The organism is Nocardiopsis yanglingensis (genome assembly GCF_045809185.1).
Lineage (GTDB): Bacteria > Pseudomonadota > Gammaproteobacteria > Xanthomonadales > Xanthomonadaceae > Stenotrophomonas > Stenotrophomonas yanglingensis.
On record NZ_JBJNRH010000021.1, the window covers coordinates 13,668 to 26,007 of the forward strand.

At 68.1% G+C, this 12,340-nt stretch carries 14 protein-coding genes; 7 read left to right on the forward strand and 7 right to left on the reverse strand.

Features of this window, described 5'->3' with window-relative positions; translation table 11 throughout:
* Window positions 1–125: 125 nt before the first annotated feature.
* The gene (locus ACJ7C5_RS19570; protein ID WP_412704841.1) at window positions 126–3,077 is read left to right on the forward strand and encodes a bifunctional diguanylate cyclase/phosphodiesterase; all 2,952 of its coding nucleotides are present in this window, start codon (window positions 126–128) and stop codon (window positions 3,075–3,077) included.
* A gap of 91 nt (window positions 3,078–3,168) precedes the next feature.
* Here ACJ7C5_RS19570 and ACJ7C5_RS19575 read toward each other — a convergent pair whose 3' ends face one another.
* Window positions 3,169–4,050, reverse strand: a complete 882-nt coding sequence (locus tag ACJ7C5_RS19575; RefSeq protein ID WP_412704842.1) for a LysR family transcriptional regulator — start codon at window positions 4,048–4,050, stop codon at window positions 3,169–3,171.
* A gap of 96 nt (window positions 4,051–4,146) precedes the next feature.
* Between ACJ7C5_RS19575 and ACJ7C5_RS19580 the strand changes: the two genes are divergently transcribed.
* The 3 genes from ACJ7C5_RS19580 (at window position 4,147) to ACJ7C5_RS19590 (ending at window position 7,144) form a co-directional block, all read left to right on the forward strand.
* Window positions 4,147–4,557 (forward strand): DoxX family protein, encoded by a 411-nt coding sequence (locus ACJ7C5_RS19580; RefSeq protein WP_412704843.1) that lies wholly within the window; start codon window positions 4,147–4,149, stop codon window positions 4,555–4,557.
* Window positions 4,558–4,588: 31 nt separating this feature from the next.
* Window positions 4,589–5,377: a dioxygenase family protein gene (locus ACJ7C5_RS19585; RefSeq protein ID WP_412704844.1), complete on the forward strand. Its 789-nt coding sequence runs from the start codon at window positions 4,589–4,591 to the stop codon at window positions 5,375–5,377.
* Window positions 5,378–5,494: 117 nt separating this feature from the next.
* Window positions 5,495–7,144 carry a Na+/H+ antiporter gene (locus ACJ7C5_RS19590; RefSeq protein ID WP_032128751.1) on the forward strand — a complete coding sequence of 550 codons (1,650 nt, stop codon included), beginning with the start codon at window positions 5,495–5,497 and terminating at the stop codon, window positions 7,142–7,144.
* Window positions 7,145–7,225: 81 nt separating this feature from the next.
* Here the strand turns inward: ACJ7C5_RS19590 and ACJ7C5_RS19595 are convergent, their stop codons facing one another.
* Window positions 7,226–7,474, reverse strand: coding sequence for a DUF3297 family protein (locus tag ACJ7C5_RS19595; protein ID WP_012509930.1), 249 nt, complete (start codon window positions 7,472–7,474; stop codon window positions 7,226–7,228).
* A 90-nt stretch (window positions 7,475–7,564) separates the two neighbouring features.
* Between ACJ7C5_RS19595 and ACJ7C5_RS19600 the strand changes: the two genes are divergently transcribed.
* A complete protein-coding gene (locus ACJ7C5_RS19600) occupies window positions 7,565–8,107 on the forward strand; it encodes a DUF6630 family protein (RefSeq protein WP_094000536.1) in 543 nt (180 codons plus the stop codon).
* 81 nt (window positions 8,108–8,188) lie between these two features.
* On the opposite strand, the gene ACJ7C5_RS19605 is transcribed toward ACJ7C5_RS19600, so the two are convergent.
* From ACJ7C5_RS19605 to msrB, 5 genes are all read right to left on the reverse strand, one after another.
* Entirely contained in the window at window positions 8,189–8,464 is a 276-nt protein-coding gene (locus ACJ7C5_RS19605) for a DUF4031 domain-containing protein (RefSeq protein WP_094000535.1), read from the reverse strand.
* Between the two features lie 13 nt (window positions 8,465–8,477).
* Window positions 8,478–8,966, reverse strand: coding sequence for a hypothetical protein (locus ACJ7C5_RS19610; RefSeq protein WP_412704845.1), 489 nt, complete (start codon window positions 8,964–8,966; stop codon window positions 8,478–8,480).
* Window positions 8,967–9,109: 143 nt separating this feature from the next.
* Complete coding sequence (motB, locus tag ACJ7C5_RS19615) at window positions 9,110–10,048, reverse strand: flagellar motor protein MotB (RefSeq protein ID WP_088023908.1); 939 nt, start codon at window positions 10,046–10,048, stop codon at window positions 9,110–9,112.
* A gap of 3 nt (window positions 10,049–10,051) precedes the next feature.
* Window positions 10,052–10,906: a flagellar motor stator protein MotA gene (motA, locus tag ACJ7C5_RS19620; protein ID WP_032128746.1), complete on the reverse strand. Its 855-nt coding sequence runs from the start codon at window positions 10,904–10,906 to the stop codon at window positions 10,052–10,054.
* Between the two features lie 91 nt (window positions 10,907–10,997).
* Window positions 10,998–11,465 carry a peptide-methionine (R)-S-oxide reductase MsrB gene (gene msrB / locus ACJ7C5_RS19625; protein ID WP_005412124.1) on the reverse strand — a complete coding sequence of 156 codons (468 nt, stop codon included), beginning with the start codon at window positions 11,463–11,465 and terminating at the stop codon, window positions 10,998–11,000.
* 140 nt (window positions 11,466–11,605) lie between these two features.
* Between msrB and ACJ7C5_RS19630 the strand changes: the two genes are divergently transcribed.
* A complete protein-coding gene (locus ACJ7C5_RS19630; protein ID WP_412704846.1) occupies window positions 11,606–11,980 on the forward strand; it encodes a hypothetical protein in 375 nt (124 codons plus the stop codon).
* Window positions 11,981–12,151: 171 nt separating this feature from the next.
* Window positions 12,152–12,319 (forward strand): hypothetical protein, encoded by a 168-nt coding sequence (locus tag ACJ7C5_RS19635; protein ID WP_194936649.1) that lies wholly within the window; start codon window positions 12,152–12,154, stop codon window positions 12,317–12,319.
* The last annotated feature ends 21 nt before the right edge of the window (window positions 12,320–12,340 follow it).

The following is a 12,340-nucleotide window of genomic DNA, read 5'->3' on the forward strand; positions in this document are numbered from 1 at the left end:
ACGGGGAGGTGGCCATGCGGGGGCGGGTCAGGCGTCAAGAATGGCGTCCGCCGGCCGTTGAGGTCGGGGATGTGGAGGATTCGTTCGCGCATGAAGCCAGCCGACAGCACAAGGAAGCTCAACCGATGCCCGCGCTGAAACGGGCGTTGGCCCGGCCACTGCGCGCCATTACCTGGGGCGGAGTGCTGCTGGGCGTGTTGCTGGTGGCTGGCCTGGCCACCATGCTGATCAACGACCACCAGCGCCGGCTGGAGGCCGCGCAGCGCCAGAGCCGCGCGCTGGCGGTGGGCAGCGAGCGCCTGCTGGCGCTGGAGCTGCGCAACCTGGAACGGGCGATGTCCGGCATTGCAGCCGACGCTGCCGAACTGTTCCGCAGCGTGCCCGCACAGGCGCCGGCACTGCTGGATGCCTCGATCGACGGCGTGCTGCGCCGCCATGCCGAACTGCACAGCATTGTCGTACTCGATCGCCATGGCCGCTCGATCACCGCCGGCAAGGGTGATCTGAACCTGCCGCTGTGGACCGACCCGCAGCGCCGTGGCCAGGGCAGCGCGCTGTACATCGGCCCGCCCCAGCGCGCCAGCGACGATGGCTGGGTGGTTCCGCTGGCGCTGCCGATGACGGGCGATCGCTGGTTGCTGGCGCGGCTGCGCTGCGGTGAGTTGCAGCGCATCATCGGTGGTCTGGATGTTGGCCCCAACGGACTGGTCTCGATCAGCGACGCCGAAGGCTACATGCTGGCCCGCGTGCCGGACCCGCATGGCACGGTCGGCCGTCGCTACGATCTGCCGCGCCGCGACCTGCTTGGCAAGCAGGCGGTGGTCGAGCTGGGCAGCCTGCCGGGCGCGGTGGATGGCGTGCCGCGCATCATCACCATCAGCACGCTGGAGCGCAGTCCGCTGGCGGTGCAGGTCGGGTTGGCCAACGAGGACGTGCTGGCACCCTGGTGGCCGTACCTGCAGGCGTCGGTGGCGATCGTGCTGGCCTACACCGTGGTGCTGCTGGTGCTGCTGTACGCCGTGCGCCGCAGTACCCGCCGCCAGCAGTCGATGGCCGAGGAGCTGAAGGCGGGCCACGCCGAGCTGCGCCTGGCCCACCAGGTGGGCCGCATCTGCACCTGGTATGTGGACGAGGACGCCGCGCTGCTGCGCTGGTCGCCGCTGGCACGCGAGATCTTCGGCGTGCAGACCGATGCGCTGCCCGTAGCGGATTTCTTCGCACGCGTGCACCGCGATGATGCGGCACGGCTGCAGCAGGCCTTCGACCAGGCCTTCGCCGGCGGCGCGGTACTCGACGAGGTGTTCCGCCTGGTGCTGCCCGGTGGCCAGGTGCGCTGGGTCGGCGCGCGTGGGCAGCGGGTGGAAGTGGCCGACAGCGAGCGGCGCATGATCGGTGCGCTGAGCGATCTGACCGAGCGCTACCAGGCCCGCGAGCAGATGAGCGAAGTGGAGCGCCGCTTCCGCCTGCTGTTCGACCGCAATCCGGCGCCGTTCTGGGTGTTCGATCCGGACACGCTGCGCTTCATCGAGGTCAACGATGCGGCCGTGCGCCAGTACGGCTATAGCCGCGAGGAATTCCTGGCGATGAGCATCCTCGACATCCGCCCGCGCGAAGGCTGGGACGAGGTGAAGGGCGCGATCGCCAAGGCCCGTGTCGGCGAGCTGCAGGATGCCACCGTGCGCCTGCACCGGCGCAAGGATGGCAGTGTGTTCGAAGTGCGCGCACACCTGTCCCGGCTCGATTTCGATGGCCAGCCCGCGTGCCTGGTGCTGGCCGAGGATGTCAGCGAACGGCTGGCCTATGAGCGCGACCTGGCCTATCAGGCGCGGCACAACCCGGCCACCGGCCTGCTCAACGTGCGCGCGTTGACCGAGCAGCTGGACGAGCAGGAAGAGGGCTACACCATCGCCTTCGTGCAGCTGCGCGGCCTGCAGCTGGTGGCCGATACGCTGGGCCGCGAGATCGGCGATGCGGTGCTGCAGTCGATGGCGACCCGGCTCGGTGGCCTGGGTGCGCGCTGCGGCACGCTGGCGTTCCAGCCGGCGGAGGACTTCGTGTTCGCCATCGGTGCCGGGCACGATACCCAGCGCGTGCTGGACGATCTGCTGCAGATCGTGTCGGCGCCGATGCGGGGCAAGGATTCGCTGCACCAGTTCGAGCCGCGCATCGGTGTGGCCGTGCATGTGCCGGGTGATGGCCACTCGGCCGAGCAGGTGATCGGCATGGCGGCACAGGCCGCACACGCCGCGCGCGCCGAGGGCAACGTGGTGGTCTGGTTCGACGCGGCGGTGACCACGCGCCTGGCCGATCGCCTGCGCCTGGCCGGGCGCATCCATGCGGCCATCGACAACGAGTTCCAGCTGTATTTCCAGCCGATCCGGCACGCCAGCGATGGCAGCCCGGCGGCATTGGAGGCGCTGCTGCGCTGGCCACAGGCCGATGGCAGCTTCATTCCGCCCAACGAGTTCATCCAGCTGTGCGAGGACACCGGGCTGATCCTGGCGCTGGGCCGCTGGGTGATCCGTGCGGCGGCCAAGGCGCAGCGGCGGCTGGTCGAGGCCGGCTGGGGCGAGCTGCCGATCGCAGTCAATGTGTCCGCCGTGCAGTTCTTCAACAGCGACCTGGTGGCCGAGTTCACCCGCGCCCAGCAGGAGTTCGGCCTGGCCCGCGGCGCGCTGCACGTGGAATTGACCGAGAGCAGCCTGATGCGCAAGCCGGCGCAGGCGATGCAGACCATGCAGCGCCTGCACGAGCAGGGCATCAGCGTGTCGCTGGATGATTTCGGCACCGGCTATTCCAGCATGTCCTACCTGCAGCATCTGCCGCTGGACATCCTCAAGATCGACCGCAGTTTTGTTGCCGATGTGGAAACCAACCCGCGCAATGCCTCGATCTGCCGCGCGCTGCTGTCGCTGGGCCACAGCATGGGCCTGACCATCATCGCCGAGGGCGTGGAAACGCCCGGGCAGCTGGACTGGCTGGCTGCGCACGGCTGTGACCAGGTGCAGGGCTATCTGTTGGGGCGGCCGGCGCCGCTGGAACGGATCATCGACGCGCTGGATGAAGTTCCTGCCTGATCGGGTTTCGCATCTGCCGGCCAGTGGCCGGCACTATCCGACCGCAACATGACGGTAGTGCCGGCCGCTGGCCGGCAGACGCCAGACTCGGCTATACCCCGGCCTCCACCAGATGGTCGATGAAGCTGCGCACCTTTGGCGCCAGATGGCTGCGGCTGGTATAGACCGCGAAGATGCCGATCGGCGCGGCCTCCCACTCGGGCAGTACACGCACCAGGCGGCCATCGGCCAAAGCGTCTTCGAGCAGGAAATCCGGCTGCAGGATCACGCCCATGCCAGCGATCGCCGCTTCGCGCAGCACGTCGCCGTTGTTGGCGTGCAGCAGGCTGTTCACCGCCACTTTCACTTCGCCGCCGGGCCCCTGCAGCGGCCAGTTGTTGCCGGCGGCCCAGTAGCTGTAGCTCAGGCACGCGTGTGCCTGCAGGTCCTGCGGCGTCTGTGGGGTGCCGCGTGCGGCCAGGTAGGACGGCGCGGCGCACAGGCTCACCCGCGATTCGCCCAGGCGGCGGGCGATCAGCGTGGGGCCGGGCTCGCGGGTGATGCGGATGGCCACGTCATAGCCTTCCTCGACCATGTCCACCAGGCGGTCGGACAGGGCCAGGTCCAGCTCCACCTGCGGGAAGCGTTCGCGGTAGCTGGCGAGCAACGGGCCGAGGCGGGCAATGCCCCAGCTGACCGGGGCGTTGATGCGCAGCGTGCCCGAGGGCTTCAGCGCCTGCGCGCCGATGCTGGCCTCCAGCGCGTCGAACTCGGCCAGCAGGCGCACGCACTGGGCGTAGTAGGCAGCGCCGGCACTGGTCGGGCTGACCCGGCGCGTGGTGCGATGGAGCAGACGGGTGGACAGGCGCTTTTCCAGTGCCGCGACCTGGCGGGTGACGCCGGCAGTGGACATGTCCAGGGCCTGGGCGGCGGCGCTGAAGCCGTTGCGCTCGACCACCGCCACGAACACGCGCATCGCCTCGAGGGTGTCCATTGTTGCGCCTTCTGAAATAAATACGGTCAAACGATCGTATTTATCGGCCCGTGAAGGCGCAATAACCTGTGCCTACTCCCTTCAAGGTGGTTCCCCATGTACACCACGACCGCTCCTGTTTCGCCGCTGGCCCCGTACGGCGCCACCCTGCTGCGCCTGGCCCTGGGCGTGCTGTTCCTGGTCCATGCGCTGATCAAGCTGCTGGTATTCACCCCGGCCGGTACGGCGGCGTTCTTCGAGTCGCTGGGCCTGCCCGGCGTGCTCGGCTACCTCACCATCGGCGTCGAGCTGGTGATCACCGCCGCGCTGCTGCTGGGCATCTACGCGCGCTGGGTGGGCCTGGTCGGTGTGCCGCTGCTGCTGGGCACCATCGTCACCGTGCATGGCGCCAACGGCTTCGGTTTCGCCAATGCCGGCGGCGGCTGGGAATACCCGGCGTTCTGGGCGTTGGCGCTGGTGGTGCTGTTCCTGGTCGGTGATGGCAAGTGGACCCTGCGTTCGCGCTGATCGCCGCCTGACCCTGCAACTGGAGAATTCCATGTCCCGCCTGCCTTCGCTGTACATCTCGCATGGTTCGCCGATGACCGCCCTGCATCCGGGCCAGGTCGGCGTGCGCCTGGCCGAGCTGGCGCGCGACCTGCCGACGCCGCGCGCCATCGTGATGGCCTCGGCGCACTGGCTGGGCCGGCAGCCGCTGGTCGGCGCGCATCCGCAGCCACCGACGATCCACGACTTCGGCGGCTTCCCGCGCGCGCTGTTCGAACTGCAGTATCCGGCGCCGGGCGATCCGGCGCTGGCCGAAGAGGTGGCCGGCCGCATCGCCGCCGCTGGCCTGCCGGTGGCACTCGACCCGCAGCGTGGCCTCGACCACGGTGCCTGGGTGCCGCTGCGGCTGTTGCGCCCGCAGGCCGACATCCCGGTGGTGCCGGTGTCGATCCAACCGCTGCTCGGCCCTGAGCACCAGTTCGCGCTCGGCCGCGCGCTGGCGCCGTTGCGCGATCAGGGCGTGCTGCTGGTCGGCTCGGGCAGCATCACCCACAACCTGCATGACTGGGGAGACTACCAGGATGGCAAGGAAGCGCCGTACGTGCGGCCCTTCATCGAATGGGTGGAGCAGCGCCTGGCCGCCGACGACCGCAAGGCCCTGCTGGATTACCGCCGGCAGGCGCCGTTCGCCGAACGCGCGCACCCGACCGATGAGCACCTGCTGCCGCTGTTCTTCGCGATGGGCGCGGCCGGCGAGGGCGGCTTCGGTGCACGCCGCATCGACGCCGGCATCGATGCCGGCTTCCTTGCCATGGATCTGTACCGCTTCGACGGGGCATGAGCCGGGGCTGACGCGCGACGGCCCCGGCCGTCGCGGTCATGGCCGCATGTGGTAGTTTTTTCCGGGTTTCCGGCGCTGGCCCTCGAGCCTCCCCGCGCGCCGCTTCCTGGAAGAAGCATGCATACCATTGAAGTCGTCCTGGCGATGCTGGTGGCCGTTGTCGCCAGCGGCTACCTGGTTCGCGTCCTGCCGTTTTCGTTGCCGCTGCCGCTGGTGCAGATCGGCCTGGGCGCGGTCATCGCCGGGGTGTTCAACCGCGGCCATGCGCTGGAGCCGGAGGTATTCTTCCTGCTGTTCCTGCCGCCGCTGCTGTTCCTGGATGGCTGGCGCATCCCCAAGCAGGGCCTGTTCCGCGACAAGGGCGCGATCCTCGAGCTGGCGTTCGGCCTGGTGGTGTTCACCGTCATCGGCGCCGGTTTCCTGATCCACTGGCTGATTCCGGTGATGCCGCTGGCGGTGTGCTTCGCGCTGGCGGCCATCGTGTCGCCGACCGATCCGGTGGCGGTCGGGGCGATCGCCTCCAAGGCGCCCATTCCCAAGCGCCTGATGCACATCCTTGAGGGCGAGTCGCTGCTGAACGATGCGTCCGGCCTGGTCTGCTTCCGCTTCGCGGTGGCAGCGGTGATGACCGGCACCTTCTCGCTGGCCACGGCCTCGCTGACCTTCGTGTGGGTGGCGGTGGCGGGCTTGGCGGTGGGCGTGGCGGTGACGCTGGGTGTGTCCACCTTCCAGCGCTGGCTGTGGCGCCGCTTCGGCGAAGAGCCGGGCGCGGCGATGCTGGTCAACCTGCTCATTCCGTTCGCGGCCTACCTGCTGGCCGAAGAGATCCATGCCTCGGGCATTCTCGCCGCGGTCGCCGCCGGTATCGCAATGAGCTATGTCGAGCTGACCGGCCGCGTCTCCGGCAGCATGCGCGTGCAGCGCGCCGGGGTCTGGAACATGCTGCAGTTCAGCTTCAACGGCATCATGTTCGTGCTGCTGGGCGAGCAGCTGCCGGGCATCGTCGAACGCGCCACCACCACCATGAACGAGACCGGCCACCAGAGTGCGTGGTGGCTGCTGGTGTATGTGGTGGTGATCAATCTGGCACTGGTGGTGCTGCGCCTGCTGTGGGTGTGGCTGTCGCTGCGCTGGAACCTGCTGCGCGCGCGTCGTCGCGGCCTGGAGCGGGGCGAGGCTCCGAACTGGCGCATCGTGGTGGCGACCTCGGTGGCCGGCGTGCGCGGTGCGATCACCCTGGCCGGTGTGTTGACCCTGCCGCTGTTCCTGCCCGACGGCAGTGCGTTCCCGGCGCGTGACCTGGTGATCTTCCTGGCCGCGTCGGTGATCCTGTTCTCGCTGCTGGGCGCCAGCATCGCGCTGCCGCGGCTGTTGAAGGGCCTGCAGCTGCCGTCCGATTCGGGTGAGCGCAAGGAAGAGGACCTGGCGCGCCGGCTGTCGTCGAAGGCCGCACTGGCCGGTGTCGAGCGCATGCGCCAGCAGATGGTGATGAACCAGAACACCGAGAACGTGCAGCTGTACAACGACGCCGCCTCGCGGGTGAGCCTGCTGTACCAGCGCCACCTGGAGAAAGACAGCGACGGGCCCGACGTGGACCCGGAGAAGGTGCGGCGCATGGAGCTGGGCTACCGCCAGCTGCGCAGCGCGGGCCTGAATGCCGAGCGCGAAGAGCTGTTCCGGCTGACCCGGCGCGGGGTGATCTCCGATGAGATCTCGCGGCGCCTGATCCGCAACCTGGACCTGCTGGAATCGCGCAAGCGCGAATGACGTCGCGGTCGGGCGCCGTCGATCAGGGTCAGATCCCTTTCCGCAGGAAAGGGATCTGACCCCAGGATCCGAGAGCCGCGCTTATTCCGGCTTCGTTTCCAGGAAATACGCCTCGACCTTGCCCTTGACCTTGATGGTCATCGGGTTGCCGCGGCGGTCGCGGGCCTTGCCGGCCTGCACGCGGATCCAGCCTTCGCTGACCGAGTATTCCTCGACGTTGTCGCGCTCGACGTCGTTGAAACGCACGCCAACGCCACGCTCCAGCGCCTGTGCATCATGGAAGGGGCTGGCCGGGTTGATCGCCAGGTGGTCGGGAGGGGTATCGCTCATCGCTTCATTCACAGTGACGGCCACCAAGGCCGGCTTCAGCGGCACAGGATAAACCGTAGAATGCCGGCCTGCCCCAGAGGAAGTTCCGCCATGCCCGACAACAGCGACTATTTCGACTTCGAGGAAGACATCCACGACTTCGACGAGGAGGGCTTCGAGGCGCGGGTCTGGAACCTGCTGGTACTGATCAACCCGGGCGACGAAGAGCTGGCCCTGCAGCAGTTCAACCGCTGGCGCGAGCACCTGGCCGAGGACGGGCAGCCGCTGGAGGCAGACAGCGACTGGCTGCCAGCGCTGTTCACGGCCATTGCCTGGCAGTCCGGTTTCGAGGTCGAGCGTGATGATCTGGAATCGCTGCAGTCGGCGGTGAACGAGCTGTCGGCGCGCTTCAACCTGCAGTTGGACTGGGGCGGCGACCTGGACGACGAGGATTTCGCCGAAGACCTGGACGGCGTGCAGCTGATGTCCACCGCCTTCGACCGCCTGCGCGAGCACAACTACACGCTGTGGAGCGTGGATGCCGGCAGCGACGGTTTCACCGGCGTGATGGCGCTGACCCGCGACGACGACGCGATGCTGGCGCTGTGCTCGCTGCTGAACGTGGAAATCCGGCTGGGCAGCGACCCGTTCTGAGATTGATCGGTAGCGCCGGGTCATGCCCGGCGGCTTCTCACCGCGCTGCGCGCTCGCCGGGCATGGCCCGGCGCTAACCGTCTACGGCCGGTACTGCGCCCTGGCGGTGGCGATCACCGCTTTCACCAGCGCGCGGTCGGTATGCCGGGAAATCGCGCGGGCACCCAGCGCGATGGCCTGCGCACGCAGCTCGGCAGTGACATCGTAGTGGGCGCCGCTGGCCTTGTTCTGGAAGGCCCGCGGGGGAATGCCGAGCTGCGCCGCCATCGCGTGCAGCTCGGCCAGGGTGTCGGCCATCAGGTGCGCCCAGCGCTGTCCGCGCCAGGGATGCACCGCGTCATCGACGTAGACCGTCACCGCCGCGGCCGGTTCAGGCCTGCGGCTTGCTGTCGCTGTCAGCGGCCGGAGCGGCCTCGGCAGCGGCGTCTTCGGCCACGTCGCCCTCGGCGGCTTCGCCTTCCTCGCCCTCGGCAGCGTCGACGCCTTCGAACTCGGCGACCAGCTTGTCCAGGTACTCGTCAGCGGTCTGCTCGGATTCGGCCGCCAGGGTGTCCAGCAGCTTCTGCAGCAGCTCGGAGTACTCCAGGTTGACCTTGCGGCCTTCCTTCTCCTGCACGTTGGCCAGGTGCTTGAGCATGGCCAGCATCGGCACCGGGTTTTCGGCGTTGCCCATGGTCTGGCCGCCGATGGCCAGCAGCCACTCACGGCCCTGCAGGCCGATGGCCGCGACCACCTGGCCGTCTTCACTGGTCAGCACGGCATGGTTCTGCACCTGCTGCTGGGCGTTCAGGCGGAGGAACGGGCGCTTGGCCTGCTGCTTCTTGCGCTTGTCGCGCTTGGCCTTGGAGTTCTGGGACATGGGGTGGGGTCACCTGGAAACGGAAAGACCGCCATTGTAGCGGGTGCTGCAGGGTGCGCTCGCCGGGCATGGCCTTGGTGGGTGCGGACCTTGGTCCGCACGCTCTGTGCCCGATGTGCGGAACCAAGGTCCGCACCCACCGTTTACTTTGCCGGCCCCTGCGCAGCCTGCACGTCCGGGTCTGCCGCGGGTGCCGACAGCCCCACCTGCGGGCCGGCACCGGCCAGGGCGGCCGCTTCGGCGGCCTGGGTCATCACTACGATGCTGATGCGGCGGTTGATCGGGTTCTGCGGGTCGCCCTTGTCGAACAGCACCGACGAAGACAGGCCGACCACGCGGGTGATCTTGCTGTCCTCCAGGCCGCCGTCCACCAGTGCGCGGCGTGCGGCATTGGCACGATCGGCGCTCAGTTCCCAGTTGCCGTAACCGCGCGCAGCCGAATAGGCGGTGATGTCGGTGTGGCCGGTCAGGCTGATCCGGTTCGGCACGTGGTTCAGGTAGTTGGCCAGCTCGTGCAGGATCTGCTGCGTGTACGGCTTCAGCGTGGCGCTGCCGAGGTCGAACATCGGCCGGTTCTGCTTGTCCACGATCTGGATGCGCAGGCCTTCCGGGGTCAGGTCCAGCAGCAGCTGGTCCTTGAACGGCTCCAGCGCCTGGCTCTTGCTGATCGCCTCCTGCAGTTCCTTCATCAGTGCTTCCAGCTGCTGCTTGTCGCGCTGCTGCTGGTCCACCGGCTGCGGCACCGCTTCCTTCTGGTTCTGGAAGGGATCGTTGCTGTTGCCCCGCGAGACGTCGGTGGCACCACCCAGCTTGATCATCGAGGTGCTGGCGCCGCCCGGGCCGGCCATGCCGGGCGCCGGCGTGGCGTTCTGCCCGCTCAGCGGGCTGGGGTTGCGGAAGTACTCGGAAATGGCCGCACGGTCGTTCTTGTTGGTGGTGGCCATCAGCCACAGCACCAGGAAGAAGGCCATCATCGCGGTCACGAAGTCGGCATAGGCCACCTTCCACGAACCGCCATGATGGGCAGCGTGACCGGCCTTCTTGACCCGGCGGACGATGACGGTGGGCTTGGTTTCGGCCATGGCTTACTTGACCGTCTTCAGGTGCTGCTCGAAATCGGAGAAGGCCGGACGCACGTTCGACGGCAGCGTCTTGCGGGCGAATTCCAGCGCGATCTTCGGGTTGTAGCCACGCAGGCAGGCCAGCAGGGCGGTCTTCACCGATTCGTAGATGCGGCTGTCCTGCTCGGCGCGGGCCTCCATCGCGGCCGCCATCGGGCCGACGAAACCGTAGCCCAGCAGGATGCCCAGGAAGGTGCCGACCAGCGCGCCGGCCACGTGGCCGCCGACCTCGACGATGTCGCCGCCGATCGAGCCCATGGTGATGACGATGCCCAGCACTGCAGCGACGATGCCGAAACCGGGCAGTCCGTCGGCGACCTTGGTCAGCACCTGCGAGGGCGCCATCGCCTCGGCATGGTGCTTTTCCAGCTCCAGTTCCAGCAGCGGCTCCAGCTCGTGTGGCTCGATGTTGCTGCCGATCATCAGGCGCAGGCAGTCGGTGATGAAGTCGATCAGGTGGTGGTCGGCCTGCACCTTGGGGTAGTTGCCGAACAGCGCGCTCTCGGCCGGACGCTCGACATGGTCTTCCAGCGCCATGAAACCTTCGCGGCGGGCCTTGTTGAGCAGTTCATAGAGCAGGCTGAGGACGTCGATGTAGTCCTGCTGCTTGTAGCGCGGGCCCTTGAACACGCCGACCATGGCCTGCAGGGTCTGCTTGACCGTCTTGGCCGGGGTACCGACCAGGAAGGCGCCGAGCGCGGCGCCGCCGATGATGACCAGCTCGTAGGGCTGCCAGAGGGCACCCAGGCGGCCGTGGGCACCGAGATAGCCCCCGATCACGCTGACGATGACGACCAGGAATCCAACGATGATGAGCATGGGGCGACGCAAGGAGAGGGGATATCTCCTTGTCGGCCCGTCGCCCGGTTTTCTGAAGAGGGAATTCTGTGAAATCGGTCAGCGGGGTGTTTCAGCCCGCCACACCGCTTTCTGCGCCGCCACGCTGCAACGGGTCGGGCCAGGGCTCGCCATTGCCGGTGAACGAAAGTGAGACGGAGTTCAGGCAGTGGCGCTCGTAGGTGGGCGGCGGACCGTCCGGGAACACGTGGCCCAGATGGCTTCCGCAGCGCGCGCAGGTGATCTCGGTGCGCACCATGCCGTGGCTGGTATCGCGGATCTCGCGCACGTGGGCCGGGTCGAACGGGGCGAAGAAGCTCGGCCAGCCGGTGCCGGAATCGAACTTGGTACTGGAGCGGAACAGCGGTAGTGCGCACAGACGGCAGCAGTAGACGCCCTCGCGCTTGTTGTCGAGGAATACGCCGCAGAACGGCGCCTCGGTGCCGTGCTGCAGCAGCACGCGGCGTTCCTCGCTGCTGAGACCGGCAACCAGCGCCTCGGTCTGGGTGGCAGTGGGGGGCGTCAGATCGAAGGCAGTCATGCCGGCTCTCCGTGGGGTCGATGGCCTGGGGATGCCGATAAACGTGGGGCTGCGGGCGCAGCCTTGCAAGTGTGATGGCCGTTCATGGGCGGCACACAGGTGCGGGCGCAAGGTGAAGGTGACCCACGCTGGAGCGTGACATGAAACCGACCCTTTCCCTGCTGTTGATGGCCCTGTTGCCCACGTTGGCGCTGGCCCAGGTGCCTACCGCCGACCCGACCGCCACGCGCAGTGCGACCACCGTGGCACCGCCGCCGGTGATGCCACCGCCGCAAGCGGCCCGCCCGCAGCCGCAGGTGCTGCCGTCGCCGCAGCCGGCGCAGCCGATCAAGTCCACCGGCCCCGCCCAGGTCGCGCCGGCGCCGGTACCGAAGCCGGCCGACAAGGTCTATGACCGCAATGGCCGCATCGTTCCCGGGGTGCGTCCGGCCGGTCCGAACCGCGTGTTCGATTCGCGTACCGGCCGCTATTACGACAGCGTGCCGGCCGGCGATGGGCAGCAGATCAAGCGCTGACCTCGGGGGCCAGGCAAGGTTGGCCGCCACCACATGCTGTACGGCCTGAACGCACGAAAACAGCCTGCTGCCGATCACTGCTTTTTCGCCTGCGATTAACCGTTCCGGGACCACCGTGGCCCTGCGCCGGCATTCCGCCGCCGCATGTCCTTCGTCCACTGGATCGCGATCATGAAAAACCAGCAGAACCGTCATCCCGGCAAGGAACCGCAGGGCCGCAACCCGCAGCAGCAACAGCAGCAACAGCAGCAACAGCAGCAGCAGATGGAGCCGCAGCAGCCGCACAAGGGTGGCAAGCAGCAGGAACAGCGTTCGCAGAAGCACCCGCAGCAGCGCTGACGGAATCGGGGTCGGATCCCG